The 23,462-nt window shown below is 63.4% G+C and carries 21 protein-coding genes; 16 read left to right on the top strand and 5 right to left on the bottom strand.

Annotated features, from left to right (window positions below; translation table 11 throughout):
* Positions 1–203: 203 nt before the first annotated feature.
* Positions 204–1,604 (bottom strand): lipase family protein, encoded by a 1,401-nt coding sequence (locus ACL02S_RS10045; RefSeq protein ID WP_412802044.1) that lies wholly within the window; start codon positions 1,602–1,604, stop codon positions 204–206.
* A gap of 546 nt (positions 1,605–2,150) precedes the next feature.
* Here ACL02S_RS10045 and ACL02S_RS10040 point away from each other — a divergent pair.
* The 4 genes from ACL02S_RS10040 to ACL02S_RS10025 all read left to right on the top strand — a co-directional run bounded on the left by ACL02S_RS10040 (position 2,151) and on the right by ACL02S_RS10025 (position 6,160).
* Positions 2,151–3,425, top strand: a complete 1,275-nt coding sequence (locus ACL02S_RS10040) for a PucR family transcriptional regulator (protein WP_412802043.1) — start codon at positions 2,151–2,153, stop codon at positions 3,423–3,425.
* A gap of 112 nt (positions 3,426–3,537) precedes the next feature.
* Positions 3,538–4,305 (top strand): molybdate ABC transporter substrate-binding protein, encoded by a 768-nt coding sequence (modA, locus tag ACL02S_RS10035; protein WP_412802042.1) that lies wholly within the window; start codon positions 3,538–3,540, stop codon positions 4,303–4,305.
* A gap of 62 nt (positions 4,306–4,367) precedes the next feature.
* On the top strand, positions 4,368–5,114 hold the full coding sequence (gene modB, locus ACL02S_RS10030) for a molybdate ABC transporter permease subunit (RefSeq protein ID WP_412802103.1): 747 nt from the start codon (positions 4,368–4,370) through the stop codon (positions 5,112–5,114).
* Complete coding sequence (locus tag ACL02S_RS10025; protein ID WP_412802041.1) at positions 5,111–6,160, top strand: ABC transporter ATP-binding protein; 1,050 nt, start codon at positions 5,111–5,113, stop codon at positions 6,158–6,160. The genes modB and ACL02S_RS10025 overlap by 4 nt, the downstream gene beginning before the upstream one ends.
* 309 nt (positions 6,161–6,469) lie before the next feature.
* On the opposite strand, the gene ACL02S_RS10020 is transcribed toward ACL02S_RS10025, so the two are convergent.
* Positions 6,470–6,805, bottom strand: coding sequence for a transglycosylase family protein (locus ACL02S_RS10020; protein ID WP_412802040.1), 336 nt, complete (start codon positions 6,803–6,805; stop codon positions 6,470–6,472).
* A 461-nt stretch (positions 6,806–7,266) separates the two neighbouring features.
* Here ACL02S_RS10020 and ACL02S_RS10015 point away from each other — a divergent pair, with 461 nt between their 5' ends.
* Entirely contained in the window at positions 7,267–8,793 is a 1,527-nt protein-coding gene (locus ACL02S_RS10015) for a sulfatase family protein (RefSeq protein WP_412802039.1), read from the top strand.
* Between the two features lie 14 nt (positions 8,794–8,807).
* On the opposite strand, the gene ACL02S_RS10010 is transcribed toward ACL02S_RS10015, so the two are convergent.
* Positions 8,808–9,272, bottom strand: a complete 465-nt coding sequence (locus ACL02S_RS10010; RefSeq protein ID WP_412802038.1) for a YiiD C-terminal domain-containing protein — start codon at positions 9,270–9,272, stop codon at positions 8,808–8,810.
* 438 nt (positions 9,273–9,710) lie between these two features.
* Between ACL02S_RS10010 and ACL02S_RS10005 the strand changes: the two genes are divergently transcribed.
* A complete protein-coding gene (locus ACL02S_RS10005; protein ID WP_412802037.1) occupies positions 9,711–10,664 on the top strand; it encodes an alpha/beta hydrolase in 954 nt (317 codons plus the stop codon).
* Positions 10,665–10,828: 164 nt separating this feature from the next.
* Here the strand turns inward: ACL02S_RS10005 and ACL02S_RS10000 are convergent, their stop codons facing one another.
* The gene (locus ACL02S_RS10000; RefSeq protein ID WP_412802102.1) at positions 10,829–11,188 is read right to left on the bottom strand and encodes a zinc ribbon domain-containing protein; all 360 of its coding nucleotides are present in this window, start codon (positions 11,186–11,188) and stop codon (positions 10,829–10,831) included.
* A gap of 190 nt (positions 11,189–11,378) precedes the next feature.
* On the opposite strand from ACL02S_RS10000, the gene ACL02S_RS09995 reads away from it, so the two are divergent.
* The gene (locus ACL02S_RS09995) at positions 11,379–11,561 is read left to right on the top strand and encodes a hypothetical protein (RefSeq protein ID WP_412802036.1); all 183 of its coding nucleotides are present in this window, start codon (positions 11,379–11,381) and stop codon (positions 11,559–11,561) included.
* Positions 11,562–11,953: 392 nt separating this feature from the next.
* Here the strand turns inward: ACL02S_RS09995 and ACL02S_RS09990 are convergent, their stop codons facing one another.
* Entirely contained in the window at positions 11,954–12,415 is a 462-nt protein-coding gene (locus ACL02S_RS09990; RefSeq protein WP_412802035.1) for a DinB family protein, read from the bottom strand.
* Positions 12,416–12,788: 373 nt separating this feature from the next.
* On the opposite strand from ACL02S_RS09990, the gene ACL02S_RS09985 reads away from it, so the two are divergent.
* From ACL02S_RS09985 to ACL02S_RS09945, 9 genes are all read left to right on the top strand, one after another.
* The gene (locus tag ACL02S_RS09985) at positions 12,789–13,298 is read left to right on the top strand and encodes a hypothetical protein (RefSeq protein ID WP_412802034.1); all 510 of its coding nucleotides are present in this window, start codon (positions 12,789–12,791) and stop codon (positions 13,296–13,298) included.
* Entirely contained in the window at positions 13,298–14,674 is a 1,377-nt protein-coding gene (locus ACL02S_RS09980; RefSeq protein ID WP_412802033.1) for a hypothetical protein, read from the top strand. Before ACL02S_RS09985 ends, ACL02S_RS09980 begins: the two co-directional genes overlap by 1 nt.
* Entirely contained in the window at positions 14,671–16,002 is a 1,332-nt protein-coding gene (locus ACL02S_RS09975; RefSeq protein WP_412802032.1) for a vWA domain-containing protein, read from the top strand. The genes ACL02S_RS09980 and ACL02S_RS09975 overlap by 4 nt, the downstream gene beginning before the upstream one ends.
* A gap of 13 nt (positions 16,003–16,015) precedes the next feature.
* The gene (locus ACL02S_RS09970; protein ID WP_412802031.1) at positions 16,016–17,137 is read left to right on the top strand and encodes an ATP-binding protein; all 1,122 of its coding nucleotides are present in this window, start codon (positions 16,016–16,018) and stop codon (positions 17,135–17,137) included.
* Entirely contained in the window at positions 17,134–19,956 is a 2,823-nt protein-coding gene (locus ACL02S_RS09965; protein WP_412802030.1) for a DUF5682 family protein, read from the top strand. Before ACL02S_RS09970 ends, ACL02S_RS09965 begins: the two co-directional genes overlap by 4 nt.
* A gap of 470 nt (positions 19,957–20,426) precedes the next feature.
* Positions 20,427–20,954, top strand: coding sequence for a DUF6932 family protein (locus ACL02S_RS09960; RefSeq protein ID WP_412802029.1), 528 nt, complete (start codon positions 20,427–20,429; stop codon positions 20,952–20,954).
* On the top strand, positions 20,945–21,910 hold the full coding sequence (locus ACL02S_RS09955) for a hypothetical protein (protein WP_412802028.1): 966 nt from the start codon (positions 20,945–20,947) through the stop codon (positions 21,908–21,910). The genes ACL02S_RS09960 and ACL02S_RS09955 overlap by 10 nt, the downstream gene beginning before the upstream one ends.
* Positions 21,911–22,077: 167 nt before the next feature.
* Positions 22,078–22,212: a hypothetical protein gene (locus ACL02S_RS09950; RefSeq protein ID WP_412802027.1), complete on the top strand. Its 135-nt coding sequence runs from the start codon at positions 22,078–22,080 to the stop codon at positions 22,210–22,212.
* A gap of 217 nt (positions 22,213–22,429) precedes the next feature.
* Positions 22,430–23,440 carry an alpha/beta hydrolase gene (locus ACL02S_RS09945; RefSeq protein ID WP_412802026.1) on the top strand — a complete coding sequence of 337 codons (1,011 nt, stop codon included), beginning with the start codon at positions 22,430–22,432 and terminating at the stop codon, positions 23,438–23,440.
* The last annotated feature ends 22 nt before the right edge of the window (positions 23,441–23,462 follow it).

Raw genomic sequence — 23,462 nt, 5'->3', positions numbered from 1 at the left:
CGTCGCACCTCCGGTTCTCGGATCCGGGGTCGGCACGATAGAGAGAAATACCAAGTTATCCGTTCAGCAAACGAGAGTACGCCATAATAATTCTACCCTGAACTGCTGATAGATGAAGTCAGCGATACCTATCAGGGGATTAGTCAATTTACAGCAACCAATACGGCCATCCGTGGACCGCACCGTATCCGCAGCAGAACGAATCAGGACAACAGCGTGCGCGCCACCGAAAGAAGGGATCTGCGGCGCAGGCCGGAATCCGGCGTTACCAGAGGGCGGGATACGCGAATGGGCAGACCGAACCCCATTCGGACGAGCAGAGCGCAGGAGCGCAGATGGCCGGGCAGCGCCGCTTTGACGAAAGCAAGCGACCATACCGTTTCGGTGCCTGCCGGGGGCAATTCGTGACCATCGAAGCGTGCCGCGAGCCAGTCGATCATGACCGGCAGCGCCAGGAATTGCAGCAGCAGATGGGTGCTGAACCGATCACGCAGATAGCGCACATGGCCGCCTGCTTCGACATAGCGCGCGACGTGGGCATCGATATCCTCGACCGCGATCACCTCGTCGTACACACCCTGCACCACCAACATGGGCATGGCGGGAGCCTGATGGCCGGGATGGATGTCGTCGAGAACGCGCCGCAACACCGGGTGGTCGAGCAGGGCGCCGAGACCGGCTCGGCTGTGTTTGCCGATATCGCGCCGGGAGAAGCGGTACAGGAGCGGGAACGTCGCGGTTGTCTCGGCCACTGCCAGCCAACCCAGGTACCTGGCGTCCAGCTGCGCACGCAGCAGACGATCCAGTTCCGGATACCCGCGTCGCAGCCCCGCGGTGAAAACGGCGGCGAATCCAGCGAACACCGTGCCGTTGAGCCGAACGAACGCCGCGGCCGGATTGCCGACCGGCGACCCGGCGACCGCACCGACGATATTCAGCTCGGGTGCGTACTCGGCGGCCATTTCCGCCGCCCAGGCCGTGGCCAATCCACCACCCGAATAACCCCACAGCGCGATAGGCGCTGTCGCCGTCAGCCCGAGTGGGGCGAAAGCGAGACAGGCACGAACGGCATCGAGCGCTCGATACCCCGGCTCCCTGGCGACCCCGAACCGCCCGGCAGTTCCCCCGTGATCCGGGACCGATACCGCCCAGCCCTTGGCCAGAGCATTGACGATCAACGGTAGCTCGATCTGCGGAATCGACCCCATCGCCCGCGCACCTCGCCGCAAGGCGTAGGAGGGCAGGCATTTCGAGGCGACCGCGTCGATCGCGCAATGAAAGGAGACCAGCGGGCGCTGCCGGGCAGGCTCGGTGTCCCCTGCCTCGGTGTCCCATGGCAGCAGCACAGTAGTCACCGCCACCTCGGGCACACCATCGAGATCACAGGTGCGATAGAGCAGCTGCCACGCCGAAAAACGTTGGGGAACAAGTCCGAAGAAACCGATCCGCACTCTACGGAAACGGAGGACCGCACCTGCGGGCAAGTGCGCGATCGCCGGCGGTGGAAAGTAGAACGGATCGTCTTCCGGTGGAATGGGCCGCTGAGAGAACGACAGCGGATCCGCAGACACCGCGCGGCCATCCCACTCGGGCTGCGCACTCATCCGATGCATTCCTTTCCGATGACACCACCGTGGCTTCCGGCACGACGGCTCCGCACGCGGCGACGAGTACCTGTAGTCCAGCCAATCAATATCGCGACAGGAAAAGAACTGTCCCGGCTACCAATTGGGTGGTCGTGTTTTCTCCTGTCAGTGCAGTGACAACACCGCTCGAAGAAGCCCCCGCTCGGACAACACCATTCGCACGATGCCGCCACCCCGATATCACCGATAGACACAGAACCGTATGACATTCCCCGTTGCCGGACAACCGGTTCGATCGGATATGCCGACAGACAGCGGAAAACGTGCCGCATAAGTGATTCAGCAGAGACAGTGCGGCAGAGCGATGTCCGGCCGTATCCAGCTATGCGTGCCAGGAGAACTGTGCTCGCCCGCCTACCATCCCTCGGACTGAGGAGCACGCGAGGTTGATGTCACTGCACTGCAGAGAGAAGATTGCCATAGTTGTCTTGTTACTCGAGACAAAATAGTTGATACGGAGCGCATGATCTTGCCGCGAGTTCTGTGATTGGAAACAATCAGCTCATGTCTGTCGCGTTGTCCGCTGTGGCCGGAGAAGCCCCCTTGGTCGATCGTTTGCTCGCTCGCTGGCCACAGATCGCCGAGCGCATGTTCGTCGCGGGACTCGGTACCACTCCACCAGCCGCCGATCTACCGGAGGGTCACTTCACCCCCGAGGTACTGCCCGCGATCTATGCCTGCGGCCGCGCGGTACTCCAGGCCATCGCCGAACAGCGCAGCTTCACCAAGGCCGAAGTCGTGACGTTCGTCGCCCCGGTAGCCGAGCGACATGCCGAGGATCGGTTTCCGCTGCCCGCACTGATCAAGGCCATCCACGGTTCCGCGCAGTCGGTGCTACAGGAGGCCGCGGCAGTGGCCAACCATACGGAACTCGACGACCTCGTCCACGTCGGCAGACATCTGCTCGATCTGCTGATGCAGATCAACATCACCGTCGTCGAGACCTACGCCGAAGTCGAACAGTCCATCTACCACGCCGAACGCGAAGCGCGCCGCACCCTGTGCTCGGCGCTGTTGCACGGCTTACCCGCCTCGGAACTAGCGGCCCGAGCGGACACCACCCTGGCCGAGCGCTACACCGTGCTCGCGATCCACATCCAGCACGACGACCAGCCGAGCACGGTCGCGACGCTCATCAGCAGACGCCGCATCCGTATCCTGCAGCGCACATTGGACACCCTGGCAGGCACCACGACACTGGCCACTTTCGACGGCTGGACCGGCATCGCGTTGCTACCGGCCACCTCGCTACCGACCGACACCGAGAACGAACTCGGCGATACCCGCCACGCACAACTGGCCTCCGAACTGGCAGCGGAACTGACCGAACGCTTCGGCGTACCGGTATTCCTCGCCGAATATCCTTGCATCCGAAGGGAAGTCATCGCACAGACCGCGAAGGAAGCCACCGAGCTCGCCGAACTCGCCCGGATGCTCGGCAGGCCGACGGGCGTCTACCGGCTCGACGACCTACTACTGGAGTATCAGCTCACCCGCCCAGGCATCGCCCGTGTTCGGCTGGCGGAGCGCATCTCCCCGATTCTGGACAGTCCGCACTTACTAGAGGCACTCGACGCACACCTGCGCCATGGCTCCGATCGTAAGGCCGCCGCCGCCGAAATCCATGTACACCCCAATACGTTCAGCTACCGCCTGCGCCGGGTCGCCGAACTCACCGGCGTCAATCCCACCGATCCGCACGATTCGCGACTACTCGCCGCGGCGCTGACCATCCAACGCCTGTACCCCGACCGGTTAGCCGGTAATAACCAGGCCTGATCAGCGCGCACTACCTACCCGGTCCGCATACTTCCCCCAGCGACGGAAATACACTGCTGTGCATGTCGGATATGCGGATCAGCCAGGCAGCGACGCTACCGGGAAGACGATGATGCGAATACTGAGCATCTCGGCTGTTGCCGGAGTCGTCCTGGTCGCGGCAGCGGGCTGCGCTGCGGAGTACAAGACGGGATCGGGTGAGGTCGGTGGCACCGTCACGGTATTCGCCGCCGCATCACTGACCGAGACGTTCACCGAACTCCGCACCCGGTTCGAGGCCGCACACCCTGGAGTACGGGTGGTGTACAGCTTCGGTGGAAGTTCCACCCTCGCCGAGCAGATCACCCGAGGCGCCCCCGCGGATGTCTTCGCTTCGGCCGCGAGCAAGAACATGCAGCAGGTCATCGACAAAGGCGAGGTCACCGCCACACCGGCCACCTTCGCACGCAACCGGCTGCAGATCGTGGTGCCGGAAGGCAACCCAGGGCAGGTTACCGGGTTGGCCGACTTCCGCAGGCCCGAGCTCCGGATCGCATTGTGCGCCGAGCAGGTGCCGTGCGGAACAGCCGCTGCGACGGTGTTCCAGGCGGCAGGTATCGGCCCGGAGCCAGATACTCGCGAGGCCGATGTGAAGGCGGTGCTGACCAAAGTGGAACTCGGCGAGGTCGATGCCGCCCTGGTCTATCGCACCGACGTGCAAGCGGGTGGCGACCACGTGGAGGGCATCACCTTTCCCGAGGCCGCCCTCGCGGTCAACGACTATCCAGTGGCGCCGCTGGCCCATGCGCCGAATGCCGCGGCAGCGGCCGCGTTCGTCGCATTCGTGCGGTCCGATCAGGCCAGGGCGGTATTCGCGGAGGCGGGATTCGACACACCGTGAACCGGTCGGCAGCACGGCGAACACCTTTGGGCCGCCGACCGCTGGTTCTGGTGCTGCCCGCGATGTGCGCACTGGCATTCCTGACGGTCCCGCTGCTCGGCCTACTGCTGCGTGCGCCATGGCGCACGCTGCCCGACCGGCTGTTGACCGCCGAAGTCGGTCAAGCGTTGCGCCTTTCCCTACTGTGCGCAAGCCTGGCGACAGTGCTCTGCCTGGTATTGGGCGTTCCACTGGCCTGGCTGCTCGCGCGCGGCGCGGTGCCGGGACAGCGAGTCATCCGGGCGCTGGTCACCGTTCCGCTGGTATTACCTCCGGTGGTCGGCGGCGTCGCCCTGCTCCTTGTGCTCGGCCGCCGCGGGCTGATCGGCCAGTATCTCTACGAATGGTTCGGCATCGCCTTGCCGTTCAGCACGGCAGGCGTAGTGGTCGCGGAAGCGTTCGTGGCGATGCCGTTTCTGGTGATCTCGGTAGAGGGTGCGCTGCGCGCGGCGGATCCACGATTCGAGGAGGCGGCCGCGACCCTCGGCGCATCGCGCTGGCTGACCTTCCGACGAGTCACGCTACCGTCGGTTATGCCCGGTATCGTCGCGGGTGCGGTGCTGTGCTGGGCACGGGCGCTCGGCGAGTTCGGCGCCACCATCACCTTCGCGGGCAACTTCCCCGGCCGGACCACCACCATGCCTTTGTCGGTCTACCTGGCCCTGCAGACCGATCCGGAAGACGCGATCGTATTGAGTCTGCTGCTTCTCGGCGTTTCGGTGGCGGTACTCGTCGCATTGCGCGAACGCTGGATGCGCGGTGCCGTATGACCCTGGACGCGCATCTACTGGCCCAGCGAGGGCAGTTCCGGATCGATATCCCCTTGACCGTGGCTCCCGGCGAGGTGATCGCCCTGCTCGGACCCAATGGGGCGGGTAAGACCACGGCATTGCGCACCTTGGCCGGACTGACGCCGCTCACCGGCGGCGAGATCCGGCTCGGCGACGATATCTTGGACGCGCCACCGACTGTATTCGTACCCGCCGACCGGCGGCGGGTCGGCGTGGTTTTTCAGGACTATCTACTGTTCGCCCACTTGAACGCACTGGACAATATCGCGTTCGGCTTGCGGGCCCGTGGGCAGCGGCGGGCGGCCGCCAGGGCCGATGCCGCGCACTGGCTGGACCGGGTAGGCCTCACGGAACACGCGGGCGCCAAACCACACGCACTGTCCGGTGGCCAGCGGCAGCGGGTCGCACTCGCCAGGGCACTCGCTACCGACCCGGCGCTGCTGTTACTCGACGAACCTCTGGCCGCACTCGATGCGAGCACGCGAGTACGGGTTCGCTCGGATCTCGCCTGCCATCTCGGCGACTACACCGGGCGTACCGTGCTGGTCACCCATGATCCGCTCGATGCGATGGTGCTCGCCGACCGCTTGGTGATCATCGAGCATGGCACTGTGGTTCAGCAGGGCCCGCCCGCTGAGGTCGCCCGGCATCCGCGCTCCGGTTATGTCGCCGACCTGGTCGGCCTCAACTTCTATCGCGGCACCGCCAACGGCACCTGTATCGACCTCACTGATGGAGGTGTCTTCACCGTGGCCGAACCAGGCCACGGTCCGGTGCACCTCACCTTCGCACCGAGCGCGGTCGGCCTGCACCCGACACCACCTACCGGTAGCCCACGTAATACCTGGCCGGTCACCGTCACCGGAATCGAACAACATGCCCATACCATCCGAATCCGCCTCGACGGCGTGCCTTCCGTACTCGCCGATATCACCCCGGCCACCGTCGCCGAACTGCGCATACGACCGGGAATGCGGCTATGGGCCGCGGTCAAAGCCACCGAAACCCGCACCTACCCCGCGTAACACGAGGCGCACAGAAGATTTTCCCGATCGGGCGATCGCCCAAGCTACCCAGCGCTACTCCGCGCCGAGCGGCATGATCTCCGAGCGGCCGATACGACGACCCGAGCACCGTTGCCCGGCCCGCCGACCGGAGAATCCGGCATAAAGTTCTATTCCGAATAATCGGACAATGTCACCGAATTCCACTCGAATAATTCGACTACATATTAAGTGCATATCAAGCGAGTAGGCGCCTATACGGGTAGCGGTATCGCTGTCGATAAATATCCCGACACGTACCGGATTATTCGAATAGGCGCCGGTGACACATCAGAGATATGCGCCACATACAGGCCAGGCGCCCGGCCCCTGGGTCGCGAGCACATTCTCCGCCACGCGGATCTGCTCTTCACGACTGGCGGCAGCAGGGCTGCCCGCACCGCCGTTGGCTTCCCAGGTGCTCTGAGTGAACTGCAGACCACCCGAGAACCCGTTACCGGTTTCAGTGTTCCAGTTACCACTGCTCTCACACGCCGCGACGGCGTCCCAGTCGTGCCCCGCCGCGGAAGCGGTAGCGGTGGTCAGGCCGAACGGAACGGCGACGAAAGCACCGATAGCCGCGGTGAAGCCGAGGATACGCATGCTGAACTTACGGTTTTTCGACATAGGGATTCCTGCCCGCGCCCACCGGATCGGCGAAGTCTGCCGCATACCCCTGCCCCCGGGAAGATCGGGGATACTCGAATCGCGGGACAGGGTTTCCGGCGTTCAACGATCCGAGCTCGGTCTCGGTCTCGGACTGTATCCGAGCCGAGGACCACGGTAGCGGAAGAATAACTACATATCACTGTCGAATAACGCGAAGCCAGCTGAATTGATAGTCGAGAGTTTTCCGGACTCCCCAGTGTTCCCACTGGTAGCTCGCGGTAAACCACGAATATACAAATTTCAGTTACCGCTCCTGCATGTGACCGAGGTCACCGCAAAAACCATGCGCTGGATCACTGAGATCCCATTGGCAGACCGCTATGGAGACTATGAGGATTCGGCGCGGCTGTTCCTGAAGGCAAGAACCACACCCTAGGTTCGACGCGATCTACTGCACGAACCGAACCAAGGATGATGCATTGAGACCTTCTCGCTCCTTGCGCCGATCTCTGCTGGCCGCCGCGACGGTGGCACTGGCTTTGTCGGCCAGTCTCGCGGCGGCGACCGCCCAACCGGCGGACAGCGCGGATCAACGACCGAACATCGTGATGATCCTCACCGACGATCTGGATGCGACAGCCACGCCGGTGTGGGAGGCAATGCCGCAGACCGCCCAACTGATCCGTGACCGCGGTATGGATTTCACCGAGGGCTTCGCCCCCATGCCGATCTGCTGCGCGGCCCGCTCCTCCATCTTGACCGGAAAGTACGGTCACAACACCGGGGTGCTCACCAACGCGGGTGAGGTCGGTGGCCTCGACGCCTTCCGCGAGAACGGCAACGAGCAGCACACCATCGCCACCTATCTGCACGATGCTGGATACCGCACCGGTATGGCGGGCAAGTACCTCAACGGCCTGGAAGAGGATCCCACCCACATTCCACCGGGTTGGGACGACTGGAACGCGGGGGTGGACCGCTTCCTCTACGCCGGTTACAACTACACCCTGAACGAAAACGGCACCATGGTGCACTACGGTGTCGCGCCGGAGGATTATCAGACCGACGTCATCCGGCACAAGACGACGAAATTCATCACCGAATCCTCCGACTCGGGCAAACCCTTCTTCTGGTACGCCGTTCCGACGGCCCCGCACTTCCCGATCCCACCCGCGCCGCGCCACCTGGCGCAGACCCAGCCCACCGCCGCGCCACAATCCCCCAACTATCAGGAGGCGGATGTCTCCGATAAACCCACCTGGCTCATCGACACCGCCGAGGAACGGCGGGCGTTCATCGACGCGACGAACAACCTCGACTACACCGCCAGGATCGGCTCGCTGCTGGCGCTGGACGAAATGGTGGCCGATATCGTCGATACGCTCGCGCGCACCGGCGAACTCGACAACACCTACCTGATCTTTACCTCGGACAACGGATACAACCTCGGCGCGCATCGGCTCACCCAGAAGATGTCGCCCTATGAAGAGTCGATGCGGGTCCCGTTGACCATCGCTGGTCCAGGTATCGGCAAGGGCTCGACCGACGCCATGGCACTCTCGATCGACCTGGCACCGACCATTCTGTCCTGGGCAGGAGTTCCCGTACCCGACACCATGGACGGCCGGCCACTGACCGGCCCCCTCTCCGGTGACCGCAGCGGCTGGCGCACCGATTTCACCGCCGAATACGGCGGCGCGGGCTACACCGGGGAAAACGGTGTGTGGCAGGAGCAGGTTCCGGGCCGAACACCCTACTTCTACGCCGTGGACATGCCGTCCTGGAGTGCGGTACGCAACGAGCGTTACCTCTACGTCCGGTGGTACGAACGCGAACGGCCGCTCGAGCACCGCGAATACGAGCTCTACGACCTGCACAACGACCCGTATCAGCTGACGAACCTGATCAAGACGCCAGAGGGACGTGCCGAACACGCCGACACGATTGCCACACTGGACGCACGACTCGCCGAACTGCACACCTGCGCAGGCCTGAGCTGCCGATGAGGTGACGAGGGGCGCTACCTGCCGTGTGCTCGGAGCTGGTAGAGCCCCTCGGTCTCGGCGACCACCACGCCCTCGGCGTCGGTGACCACCGCCCGCAAAACGAAGTCGGCCTTGCCGTTCGCGCTCGCCTCCGCGGTGATCCGCGCGATCTCCTCCTCCGATAACGTCGCTTCCGCCCGCACTTCCGTCTTGGCCGGCTTACGGAAGCCGATACGCAGATCCTTCACCAGCGGATAGAAGAGCGAGAGATCGAAGCTTGCGATCGCAAGCGCACCGCCGAGGACTTCGGCGACGGTGAACAGCACGCCCGCGTACATCACACCGAAGTGGTTGCCGTTGCCCTCAGCGGGCACCGAGGTGGCCGCGAACCCCGGCCGCACCTGCACTGCCTGCACACCCATCTTGTGCGCGATAGGCACCGTGGTTTCCAGTGCCCCGTTGAAGATGTCCTTGAACGGAGGGGTCTCGACGTCGTTCATGCTGTATCCCTTTCCGCATGAGCGGAGCCCTCCATGGCCACGCTCCGCTGCCGCCTCCGGGCTTGACCGCTCATGCTGTATCCCTTTCCCGCATGAGCGGAGCCCTCCATGGCCACGCTCCGCTGCCGCCTCCGGGCTTGACCGCTCATGCTGTATACCTTTCCGGCATCAGCGGTAAGGCATGTTCACATCTTTGCCACAGCCACCACACTGAACCGCACCGAAGTGTAAGCGCCTGGCAGCATTCCCGGCAGGGTATTGGCACAATGCCAACATCTTCGCCGAAAGGAAGCGTGCGGCCACATAATTCGCTATAGAATTGCCACACACTCAAGAAATCGACCTGATCAGCGGTGATGTCATATCGCTGCACCTCGGGTGCGGCAATGACATGGTGGCTTTGCGGAGAACCACGACACGAGGGCGACTCACCATCACGTGCACGCCGCCGAAGAGCTCGGCTCCATCGCCCAGGCGCTACGTTCCGGCGTAGTGGTCGCACCGAAAGGAATACCGGCGATGTTCAGTGAACACGATCTCCAGCAGATCGACCAGGCTTCCCGAACCGACCGGACACCGGCGATCTTCGTGCACGGGCTGTGGTTGCTGCCGTCCAGCTGGGAACGGTGGGCGGAGGTCTTCCGCGCCGCCGGGTTCATCCCCGTACTCCCCGGCTGGCCCGACGATCCCGATACCGTCGCCGAGGCGAAGGCACATCCGGAACCGCTCGCCGACAAGACCGTAGGCCAGGTCACCGAACACCTGGAGACACTGATCGGCAGGCTCCCCCGCCTACCGGTGATCATCGGTCATTCCTTCGGTGGCCTGGTCGCGCAGATCCTCGCCGGGCGCGGGCTGTCCGCCGCGACCGTGGCCATCGCACCGGCGCCGTTCCAGGGGGTGCTACCGCTACCGGCGTCCACCCTGCGAGCGGCCGCACCGGTATTGAGCAACCCGGCCAACCGGCACCGCGCGGTGCCACTCACCTCCGAACAGTTCCGGTTCTCCTTCACCAATGCAGTCGATGAGGACGAGGCCGAACAGCTGTACCAGACCTTCGCCGTACCCGCTCCCGGTGCCCCGCTGTTCCAGACGGCCGTAGCCAATCTGAATCCGTGGAGCGAGACCAAGGTGGACAGCACCTGTCCACGACGTGGCCCGCTACTGATCATCTCCGGAGAGAAGGACAACGCCGTCCCCTGGGCGATCGCCAATGCCGCCTACCAGAAACAGCTGCGCAACGAGTACGCCATCACCGAGATCATCGAGATGCCCCGTCGCGGCCACTCACTGACCATCGATTCCGGCTGGCGCGAAATCTGCGATATCGCCTTACGTTTCATCCAACAGTTCGCACCGCTACCGACCCGCGAATCACCGACCGGCAAATAACAAGGCCCGCCCGCAGGGAGAGCACAGCCTGACCTCCCTGATGCATTCGCACGCCATCTCTCCGTATGTCGTGGTCAGTGCCCGCCACCACAACCGAGTCGGCTCAGCACTCTGGTCGAGGACGTTCACCAGACCACTACTGGACCATTCGGTCCACTAACGGCTTACCATCGAAAGTCAACGGTTCTCCCGCCTGAAGGCGGGAAATTCCCAGCTCGGACCGCAACCTGATCACACACCCGCAGGAGGCGATCCGTTTGTCTTACGTCCTCGACACTGATGTGGCCCCGTTCTGCCACAGCCGAGATCGTCTTGGCGGCGTTGCGGTCCCTGCTATCGGTATAACCACACCAGGCACACGCGAAGTCACGTTCGCGCAGTGCGAGCCGCTCGGCTCTCGCGAAACACGCACTACACGTCATCGTCGTATACGCGGGCCGAACCACAACCACCTTCCGCCCGGCACGCTCGAGCAGCGCACGCTTCGCCGCACCGATCGCGGCATCGGCCGCCTTACACGCCATCGTGGACTTCGCCAAGAACCGCGGCGCGAAATCCTCCACAGCGATCAGATCAGGCCGTAGCTGGTAGTTGTAGCGCACCACTTCGCCAATACCTTTCGATCATATCGAAAGGTATTGCTATGCAACGCACACAACACATCCGCCTTTTCCTCCCCACCGGGAACGGCAGGGTTTCCGAGGAGGATCCCTGATGACCACGCGACACCGCACCCGAATCCTCGCCACCGGCTTCCTCGGCGGCCAGGCATTGCGCGCCCTGACCGAGCATCCCGACGCAGAACCGATCGCGGCGTGCCGCACCCCCGAGCGGCTGCCCGGCTGGTTCGCGGGCCAGGTACGTCAGGGCAGGCCGCGGCTGGCACAGGAGGTATGACGGATCGGCGTCTCGGTAGTGGATTTCTCCGGCATGCCGCATCAGAGAAATTCACTACCACCGAGATAGCGACCGGGCGTACTGTTCGCCAGTTCGGGCCGACCAGTTCTGCACCGCCTCGCCGAACTACGGCAAGGGCTGCCACTGCGGCCAGAACGCTCTGGCCTCACCCATCACGCGTAAAGAAAGGAGGTGATCGAGATGCCGACACCACCGAGCAAATCGACGGAACGCCCGGATCTGGTTGCGTGGCGGCGGCGGCATGAGCTGCGCCGCTCCAGTGCGGCGCGTCCGGTGCCATCCGGCCGCGACTACAAGCGGAAACCGAAACATACACGCGACAGGCGGCGGTACGACGACTGAACCGACTCGGCCACTGCGCATCTCGGCCCTCAGTTCTTGGCCTTGACGTAGATGTCGACAACCTCCCAGAAGTGGTCGTGGATATGCCCGCACACGACATCGAGATGCTGTGCACGGGTGTAGCTCGTGCCAGGCTTGCGGTATGGAATGAGAGTGATCGACTCGTCGTGGATGTGCGCCTCGACCGTACGTTGCGCTCGATGCAGCCGTCGTATGAGCTGGGCGACGCTCTGATCGCGAAGCGCGAGAACACCTTCTCGGTTCACCTGACGCAAAGTTCCTCGTGGCGGCTGCGGCTCCTCTCCTGTCGCCAGCAGCCGCAGGTTGAGTGCGAAACTCTCATGCCAGGCAACAATATGCGCGAGAAGATCCTGGACGTTCCACCGATGGTTGATCATCACCTGTAGATCGAGGTCTGGAACTTTATACAGTCGGATGAACTCCTCGACCTGACGCTGCTCCCTTTCGAGGAGCCGATCGATATCGGTCATCATCGACCTCCCCGTTCTTGGCCCTACCAGCAAGTTCCTGAGAATATACGGCCTGCACCTCTCACTCGGGAGTGACCTCGGCACGGGACGGCGTCAGCCTGCGGTAAAGGAATCCGAGCTCGACAATAAACGCACCTGACCAGCGGCAAAACGCGCACGTATACAGCGGCAGAACGCGCACACGTTATGCAGTAATTCCGGGTTGACCTGGCCCTTCTCGTCATCACCGATCGGCCGAATCCTTCCCCGTCACGCCCACTCGGCAGTGTACGAAGCACTGGCTGATACTCGCGTCGTTCGGTCTGGTCGGGGCGGTACTTGTCGGTGCCCTCACATACCTTGAGCGCATCGTGATCGACCGGGAGGGAGAACGATGGCCTCGAATCCGAGTGCCACGCCGGAGGAACCGGCTTGGGAAAGCGCTGCTGTCGTGCGGGTTGTCCCCGCCGTCGCACCGCGCAAACTGAACAAGGTGCCGTTCGTGGAACTGGCCGACGGACGCCTGCAGGGTGTGGTGTCGAGTGGCTCCGATATCTCACGCGTGTACGTGGCGTCGGTGACCGCGGGGACGCACGGGCTGAGCTGTAGCACCAACAACAATCGGCCATGCGGCGGATTGAACCAGGGGTGGATCTGCAAGCATCTGGACGCGCTCATCAATGAAGCTGCGCTCCAGTACGGGCAGGACCGGGTGGCGCGGTTCCTTCGGGTCGAGGTCCCCGAGGGCGACCGGCTCGCGAACTGTCTGGAAGGAACTCGCGATCCAGCCCCGGCCGCCGCCGTGTTCAGCCGGTTCCTGCGGCATCTGACCTACTTGGAGCTGCCGGGTAGTACGACGCCGATTCCGGAACTGCACTGGTTCCCGGCGGGGGTGGGTCGCTGATGCAGGCTGTACAACTGGCCGCGCTGGCTGAGGCGCCCGCAGGCGTCGCTGCGGCCATGGACACGGTGAGCGGTTTCGATGCCGCGCTGGTCAACGGCTTGGCCCGGGTTTCGGAACCACAGAGCGCGGCGCTGGCGGCGCTGGCCGGAGCCATGGCGGGTTCGCCGCTGGCCGAGACGGTGGCAGCGGCGGTGTCGAAAGTGAGCACGGGGGCGATCGGCACGGATGAGCTGTCGGCGCTGGCCGCCGCGCGCGCCGCCTTGCTCGGCGCGGTGCACGACGCACTGCTCGACCAAGCCGATACGGCAATGGGCCGCAACCGATCCGAATGGACGGCCACGCCGGATGCCGCCGCGCCGAACCCACTTGCGGCGGGTTCCCGCGCCTGGCTGGGCGAACTGGCCATCGCCGGATGGCGCGGCGTGGACCACGACCTGGTGGCGGCCGCGGATCGCACCGTGGAAACGCTGCTCGCCGAACCCGCGCTGCGGCGGCTGGCGACACTGCTGGACGGCTTCACCGCCGAACTGGGTGCTTGCGTACCGATCGCCACCATGGATCGGGTGCCCGCGCGGCGCTGGGCCGATCTGTGGACGCGCGCTCTGCTGCTGTCCTGGCGTGGTGCGGAATCCGCGGCCGACGAGCCGGTATCGGGTCGCCTGCTGCCGCTGGGTGTGGACGTGCACGAGCACGGGACTGCCGTGCAGGCACAGGTGCACGCGGTACTGGAAGCAGCGGGTGCACCGACCCGCTTGGTTCGGGTTTCTGTGGCTGCGGCCAAAGTGGACACCATTGTGGGACCGGCGGTATGGCAGCTGCTGAGTACGCATCAGCAATTGCTCACCGCGCTAGCCGAGCGACGCGTGCTTGAGCTCACCGAGATGCCGCTGACGGCGACCGGCGACCTACTGTGGGATGACGATAGGGCGAAGGCAGGGGAGGCCGCCGATCCGTTCGTCACCGCGACCGTGCAACTGCCGAAGGCGCAGGCCGCCGCCGTCGCGCCACTGGATCGCGATCCGGTGCACATCGCCGAACCGGTATTACTCGAGGGGTACCGATTCCGCGACGGCGTGCTGGAGTTGGGTGAGCAGCGGATTCGGGTGGAAGTGGACGCACTGCCGTCCGCCGGACCACTCACTCCGGCCGGAGTGACCGGCTCCGCCACCATGATCGGATTGCTGCGCTGGGAAACCTGCGGCTGGTCGGTGCGACCGCTGGCCGTGCAGCGCAAGGTCAAGAGCGCACTCACCGCCTTCCACAACGGTGATTGGGCGCTCGGGCCGACCGATCCGAAAGTCGCCAAAGCACAGGCCAAATCGGGCGATGCCGTGGCAGTGCTTCGTGAACGCGCGGGACGGTTATTGCGAAAATGACAAATCACGAGACGCGACGCCAGATCCTGTACTGGCGTCTACTTGCCGGTGTCTTCACCGGAGATCAGCAACCGACGCTGGAACAGGCGAGCGCGGACATCGTCGACGATCTCGGGTTACCGCTGGCCGTGCTCGATCCTGGCATCACCATCGACACTGTGACGCAACGCTATCCGGAGATGAAGGCGGAGTTCGAAAGCCTCGACTTCGCCGAGACCGAGGAGCCAAGGGTCGAGAACTCCGCAGTAGAGAACGACACCACGGCGGAGGCGCCCCAACCCATCTGCGCGGCCGATGTCCGCACCGCCGCATTGGTTTCCAAGCTGCTGTCGAATGTCTTCGCCACCGGCTCCGGCCAAGTCAGCGCCACGCAGCTGGCGGGCTGGCAGTCCGATGCGCAGTGGCTGCGCCGCTGCCTGGGCGAAGAGCAGGCGGGCAGCGTACAAGGAGTGCTCACCGGGCTGGAAGGCGAACTAGTATCCCGTATGCGGCTACGCGAAGTGCTGGCCGATCCGCATCTGGCCGCCCAGCTCACCCCGAGCATGTCACTCATCGAACAGCTGTTGCGTGATAAGCACAATCTGTCCGGTGTGGCGCTGGCCAACGCCAAACGCCTCATTCGCCGCTATATCGACGAGGTCGCCGAAGTTCTGCGCACCCAGGTGCAGCAGACCAGCGTCGGCACCGTCGACCGCTCGGTCCCGCCCAAGCGTATCTTGCGCAACCTGGACGTGGACCGGACCATCTGGAAGAACCTGCCCAACTGGAATCCCGAGAACGAGCGCCTCTACGTCGACCGGCTCTACTATCGCCAAACCGCCAAGCGCACCGTCCCCGCCCGCATGATCGTGGTGGTGGACCAGTCCGGCTCCATGGTCGATTCCATGGTGAACTGCACCATTCTGGCGTCGATCTTCGCGGGCCTGCCCAAGGTGGATGTCCATCTCATCGCCTACGACACCCGCGCTCTCGACCTCACCCCATGGGTACACGACCCGTTCGAGGTACTGTTGCGTACCAATCTCGGCGGCGGCAACGACGGCCCGGTCGCCATGGCCATGGCCCAACCCAAGATCACCGACCCGAAGAACACCGTACTGGTGTGGATTTCGGACTTCTACGAGTTCGACCGCTCGCAGCCACTGTTCGAGTCGATGGAAGCGGTGCACCGCTCCGGGGTGAAGCTCATCCCGGTCGGCTCGGTGAACAGCTCTGGCCACCAGAGCGTCAACCCGTGGTTTCGCGAGCGGTTCAAAAACCTCGGTACCCCGGTGATCTCCGGACGCATCCAGAAGCTCGTGCACGAACTCAAGAACTTTCTCGACTAGGAGACCAGCCCTCATGAACGACGTTTTGCGCGCCCCCGCCGAAGTCAAGTACGCCGACGAACTGGATTGGCTGGAGTCCATCGACGACGGCCCCAAGCCGTTCGCGTGGCGGTTGAGCCCGAAGATGGTGCGGCTGTTCATTCTCGGCTCCGAACGCGCCGATGGATTGGACCGTGAGGTGGAGCAGAAGTGGTTCGGTGACCGCAGCTTCGTCGAACGCAGTATTGTCACGCTGGCCTCGGACCGGGGGCTGCTGCTCATCGGTGATCCCGGTACCGGCAAGAGCTGGCTGGCCGAGCTGCTGTCCGCGGCCATCAGCCGCAATTCCACCCTGGTGGTGCAGGGCACCGCGGGCACAACCGAGGACCACATCAAGTACTCGTGGAATATCTCCATGGTCATCGCCAAGGGCCAGTCGCGGGAATCGATGATCCCCTCCCCGATCATGACCGCCATGGAGCAGGGCGTGATCGGCCGCTTCGAGGAGCTCACCCGCTCCACCAGTGATGTGCAGGATGCGCTGATCTCCATCCTGTCGGAGAAGTACGTCTCGATTCCCGAACTCGACGACGACAATGTGGTGTTCGCGCAGCCTGGTTTCTCCATCATCGCCACCGCCAACAGCCGCGACCGGGGTGTCAACGATCTGTCCTCGGCACTCAAACGGCGCTTCAACTTCGTGCGTATTCCGGTCGTGTCGAACAAGAAGAGCGAAGCGGAGATCGTGCGCTTCCGCACCGCGGAACTGCTACGCCGCCATTCCATCGAACTGGAACTGCCGCCAACACTGCTGGACATCCTCCTGGAGAGCTTCGCCGATCTTCGCGCCGCCGCGGCCGCCGCCACCAGCGACGACGACAAACTGGAGTCAGCGCTGTCCACCGCCGAGCAGATCGGTGTGCTCGAGGACGCCATCCTGCACAGCCAGTTCTTCGGCGAGAAGGTATTGCGCGCCGAAACCCTTGCCGGTTCACTGATCGGGTCCCTGGCCCGGCGCACACCCGAGGACCTGGCCATTCTCAATAAGTACCTGCACGGCGTTGTCGAGCCGCACAGCAAGGGCAGGGGCAAGAGCAATGCCGCATGGGGCGAATTCCTGGAGGGTGGCCGGGCGGCGATCGCGAGGCTGTCGTGACCATTTCCGATACCCGAACCACGCCGACTACCTTCGCCGCGCTGCGGGATCAGCTGGCCGACGCGGCCGTCGCGTTCGCGGGCACACCAGGGGCGGCGGGCGATATCCTGGCAGGCATGGTCGACGATGTCGACCGGGCGATGTCGGAGCGACTGGAGATCTTCCCGGTATGTCACCACTCTCCCGCCTCCGGTCTGGCTATGGTGCGGCGGCTGCGCGAAAAGCAGCCGAGCGTCATCTACCTGGAACTGTGCGAAGACTTGCGACCATTGCTCGACGAATTGCGCAACTGCCGATTGCCGGTGGCATTGCAGGCCTTCGCCACCGATACCGAGGGTTTCCCGGCGGAATGGGCGCCGCTGTCGGTGGTCGCGCCGATCACCGAATCGTCGGCCGAGTACCAGGCCATCGCCTACGCGCTCGATACGCCGGGCGTCGAACTGGTGCTGGTGGATCGCTCCACCGATCACGTTTTCCAGTGGGCTCCCGAAGCGGAGGAATCGCAGCCCACGGAAACACCGGCCGATAGCGAGCAGCCCGAAGACGACGGCCTGCACGGCGCCGCGGTCGGTATCGACATCGGTGATCTGCGACCACGTTTCGCCGAACTGGAAGAACACCTGCTGCATCACGGCAAGGTCCGGCACTGGTCGGAATGGTGGGATCAGTACGTCGAGCAGCCCCTCGCGGACACCGACTACGACACCTACTGCCAGGTCATGGTGATGATCGGCAGCCTGTTCCGGCGGCTGCGGCGCGGCAGCACCGCCGAGGACGAGGACCGTGAACGGTATATGTGGACCCGTATACGGGAACATGTGGCCGCAGGCGATATCGACCCGGCACGGGCGCTGTATGTATGCGGCGCGGCCCATGCGGCCAGCCCGGTCGAACAGTTCGGGCTGGACTCGGACGCATCGTTCGAGATCTCACCACGCTCGGCCACCACATGGCACTACGGATTGATTCCGTCCAGCCACTCCGCCATCGAGGCGCAGTTCGGGCTGGCAGGCGGCGCGGTGTCGATCGCGGCGGCTACCTGGGCGAAGGGATTACGACGCGGCACCTTACAGTCGTTTCAACTGGAAGGCCAGCAAGGGACGAAGAAGCGCGCCAAGAAACCGCCGCTGCCCCCGGTTACATCGGAAGCCGCAGTAGAAGATCAACTTTCGAGTTTCCTGTCCCGACCGCCCGCACTGGACCCACTCGATGAGGCCGAACTCCTGGAATGGTCGGTGGATATCGTCCGGCTTGCCCGGCGCAACGGCTACCTGGCAAGCACTGCCGATGCGATCGCCGTCTTCGAGACCTCGATCCTGCTGGCGGGCTTGCGCAATCGCACCCGTCCGACACCGTACGACTTCCAGGACGCGGCCATCACCTGTATCGAGAAGGATCGAGTGCCGGGACGGCGCGATATGCGGCGGCTGTGCGAAATCCTGCTCGGCGGCGACCGAATCGGCCGAGTCGGATATGCGGCGCTGCCGCCGCTGGCCCGCGATGCGCTCGACCGGCTGGAGCCGCTTGGACTGGATCTGTCCAAACGGACGCTGCAACGCGCGCTGCTCGACCTGAAGGTGAATCCGGATCTGCGACCGTGCTCGGATCTGCTGTGGCTGCTGCGCAAGCTGCTGCCGCAGGACGCACTGCGGCCCATCATGGGCTCACGCGGACTCGGTGAGACCTCGATCCAAGAGAGCTGGGATATCGGGCTCGGCAAATACCAGCGGTCGCTGGTAGAGCTCGGCTACGAAGGCGTATCGGTGGAACAGGTATTGGAGCAGCGTCTGCGGCGTGCGGTCACCGCGCCGGACGCGACAGCGGCCGTTGCGCTGGGCGCGGTCGAGGACGCGCTGGTGTATCTGAGATCGGTCCGCCTCGCCGACGAACTCGGTAATCGCGCGGTCGAACTCCTCGCCACGGAACGGACCGTGGACGACGCGCCCGTCGTCCTACGGCGCATCCGAATGTTGCTCAACTACTTCCGCTCCACCGAAGACGGCTTGCCCGTGTGGTGCGAACGCTTCGTGACAGCCGGGTACGCGCACTACTGCACTCTGCTGCCTACCGCCTTCGCCGCCGAGGACACCGAACCGGCACAGGTAGCGGCCATGCTCGGCTTCCTCTTCGGAATGGAGAACCTGGCACTGTCACTCGGCTGCGATCACACCCAGCTGGAATTAGCGGTACTGCAATCACATCCGGAAGCGCCTGCCAAAGTAGCCCTGCTGTGGGCGGCGCGGTTCCAACTCGGCATGCTGACCATGGCCGAGCTACGCGAGCGGTGCGACGAAATGCTGGCCAATCCACTGGTATTGCCGACAGTTCCGCAATACGTGAGCGGTTTCGTGCAGGCTATCGACCCGACTCCGGCATTGAAACCCTTCGTGGTGGAGCTGTTGTCCAAGGCATTCGGCACCCTGCCGGACGCGGTGCTGCTGCCGTGGCTGCCGAAACTCATCACCACCCTGAAGGATCAGGCAGGCGACCTGATCCCCGGACTGGTCCGGGAAGCGGGCCGTACCTTCCCCGGCGCACTGCCCGCCGTAGACGCCTTCGTCCCGCCCTGGTCGGCCGAAACCACCACGGCCGCAACGCCGATAGTGGCAGCGGCACCGCGCGGGCCCGTCACCGAACTCCTGGTCGCCCACCCCGCCGCCTGCGACGCGCTCACCGGACTGCTCGGCATCGAGAGTGGATGGCAGGAGACCGGACCGCCCGAAAACTGCGATGTAATCGGTTTGCTCGACCGCTTCCCCACCACAACCGCCGCACTGGCAGCGCAGCTCGGAGCTCACTTCGGCGACAACAAGAGATGAACGTGGGATCGGTTGAATAGTACCGGTCAGGCCCGGCGGATTGCCGGTCCTGACCGGTATATCCGTGTGGTCCTGATGCCTCCCGAACCATGGGTATCCAGTCGCTGGTCACTTTGGGATACGACGTATCCTCATCGGGCACGGCCAGCTCGCCGAGAAGTACCTCATGATGCTCCCGTTCAACGAAGAGCGGCAGGGACAAGGAGGTCGGACTCTCGACGCGGCAGTTCGGGCGTAGCACACACGACACTCGTGGTCGAACATATTTTCGATAGCGATTTGGTTGCGATATGCCGCGCGACGCGCGGATGGCCAGTGCAACTGGCGATATCCGCCCCAATCGGGTGCTGTTGTCGTACGGTGTCGAGGATGGCAGGGGCTCAACCTCACAGGGCGGCAAGGGATCTACCGGGGGTAATCGTCCATGCCACGAGCTGATCTTCGGTCTCAGGCGAGGGAGGGATGGCTGGATGACTGTATCGATTCCGGATTACATAGAGGGTTTCGACGGGTACGAGGTTCTGCCCCCAGGCCGCTATACCTGCAATCGGGATGAGTTCAAAGAACGCTTCGTTCAGAACCTGCCCGACAGTGAGCGGCGAATGCAGATCTTCGAGGATCTGGAAGAGTATCAGAAACAACAGCTTGCATGCGGCCTGATAGTGATCAGCTACTGGATCGACGGAAGCTTCACGACCAACAAGCTGAACCCCAGCGACATCGACATTACCGCAATAATCGACGGTGCCGCATCCAGCCCGACTCCAGTGGCAGACGATTGGATAAACCCCGCCGACTGTTGGAAGAACAACGCCCATCCGAGCGTCGGCCGCACTCTGCTCGTGGACGGGTATGGCGTGGTCAAATTGCCCGACACTCACCCCGACGTGAAGAAGTATCACGAGTTGCGTGGGTACTGGGATGATTGGTGGCAAAGGTGCCGCGGTACCAATGAAGCAACGCGCAAGGGCTATGTGGAGGTGAAGCCATGGACATAGATCCCGAGTTATTTGCTCGCGACCGCGAGCTCGCTGCCTACGCCTCGCAGCGCCCTATGTCAGATGACTGGATGACCCAAGCGAATCGAGCATCCGCACGCAGCCTGCGCAACCTCGTTCACGAAGCCTGGATGCCGAGTCGACGCGGCGTGATCGCACGGTTTCATGATGGCGATGTCGCAGGCCATACCGCACCCGCCTACCAGATACTGAGAGCCGCGTACGAGTTCAATGATGCTGTCGTAGCGGTCGCAAATCGGATGCTGGACAATCCCCATACCGTCATCACTGATGCGGTACGGAAACGGTTGGGACTGCTGATCCGGCCATTGATGACCGGCTCCGTTCAAATCGATCTCGTTTGTCCGATTCCCGGCATAGATGAGTCAATGGAGCTTCCCCAAGAGGCTCCGGGGCAAACTGTGATACCAGATCTTCAGGACCTCTCTTCACGCAGCGATCAGGCGCTTCAGCACGTCCTCGAAGTGCTGAGACAGATAACCCATGCGTCCACCCAATCAGAAATAGCCAAGCACACTCTCTCAATCGGACCAGATGGCTGGCTCAAACTGGCGCGGCTCGCGGGCCGCTGCATCGACGGCGACTTCACCATCGACTTCTCGTCCCGGATAGAGCCGAGCGATCGGTTCTCTTTCGCGCCGTCACACGCATTGGCGCTGAAGGCATTCATCAAAGAGCGGTCGCTGACCACCACAGAAGTCCCCTATACCGGGATATGGCAAACCGCGAGTTCGGTACGCAGTTGGTTCGATCTCCAGACTGATAGCAACAAGCGGATCAGTGGTTCGGTGCCAACGGAACTCACTGAAGTGTCGATACAACTTCTGAATCAGCGGGTGCGAGCTCTGATCCGCGAGGAAACAGATCAGGAGCAGGAGGGCCATACCGTGAAACGAACAGTGGTATCGCTGGAAGCGATCCCGCAATCTGCGTAATGACCAGTCCGGTGTCAATCCCCTCCTATGCAGCCTCGTCTTGTGACAGGGGCGCTGTAGAGGCCGCGCGAGCGGGCATGTGGATCGCAATTTGCAGCTCTACGCCGCAAGGGCGAACCTGTCGGTCGGTGTCGATACAGTGAGCCGACAAATCCTGGATGTCGCACATGGCTCCTATGCACGCCGGTGAGGACGCGTGTGTGCTGAATCTCCTCCGCGATCCCGGCCCCGCCATCCACGCCGCACGCGACCAGCAACGCATCCATACCTACGTTCAGGTAGCACAGCTACTGCGGCATTGACATCCGTCCAGCCGGGAGCCTTCCCGCACCGCGCCGCGGCGACACGTTTTCGACCCTAATTCCGTTACTACGCAACAACGTAACGTCGCCAGTGGTTACAGCGATGTGGACCTGCGGAGTTTTGATCCGGAATAGCCGGGAAACGAAGGATTTTTCATTGAGGCATGGATTGTTCAGACGTATCACATCGCTAGCGATCACGGGAGTCGTCTCAGCTGTGTTGGCCACGGCATTCGGCAGCAGCCCCGCACTGGCGGACGGCAGCGACCCGATCGTCACATCGAAGAAGCTTCTGGCGGAACCTATTTCGCCCAATGGATCGAAGATCGTCTCCGGAACAATCGATGGTCGTAAGCTGACACTACAAGTGCACTCCGTTGCCATGGATAAGCTGATCACCGTCAAGGTGCAGCGCCCGAATGATGCTTCGAAGCCCCGGCCGGTGCTGTATCTGGTGAACGGTGCTGGTGGCGGTGTCGACCTTGCCACCTGGTGGTACAACACGAATGTGGGCGACTTCCTCGCCACCAAAGACGTGAACATCGTGATGCCGGTCGGCGGAGCGTTCGCATACTACGCGGACTGGAAGCAGGAAGACCCGGTACTCGGTGTGAACAAATGGCAGACCTTCTTCCTCGACGAGCTGCCACCGTTGATCGACCAAGCACTCGGCACCAACGGAATCAACGCCATCGCGGCGAATTCCATGACTGCCACCGCGATCCTGCAGATGGCTATCCGCAAGCCCGGCTTCTACCAGACCGCAGCAGGCTACAGCGGCTGCGCGCAGACCTCGGATCCGATCGGCAAGGAATTCATCAAACTGGTCGTCGAGACGTACGGCGGCGGCGATGTCAGGAACCTCTACGGCGACGACAACGATCCCGCGTGGGCCGCCAATGATCCCGTGCTCAACGCCGAAGGCCTGCGTGGGACAAAACTGTTCATGTCTACCGGCACCGGTCTGCCCGGTCCGCACGACACCATCGACAGCGCCTTCACCATGAACAAGACGCAGATCGGTCTCGCCAACCAGCTCATCGTCGGTGGCGTCATCGAAGCAGCGACCAATTGGTGTACCCACAATCTCCAGTCGCGCCTCGACGAGTTGCGGATCCCGGCCACCTTCGATTACCGACCGAACGGTACCCATTCATGGGGATATTGGCAGGACGCTTTCTATCGCTCGTGGCCGCTCCTCGCCAGCGGATTGGGCATCCCTGAATAACCCTCGCCAGATGCCGCCACAG

It is taken from the genome of Nocardia spongicola, assembly GCF_047200775.1.
Taxonomy (GTDB): Bacteria; Actinomycetota; Actinomycetes; order Mycobacteriales; family Mycobacteriaceae; genus Nocardia.
This window is presented reverse-complemented; position numbering and strand designations above follow the sequence as displayed.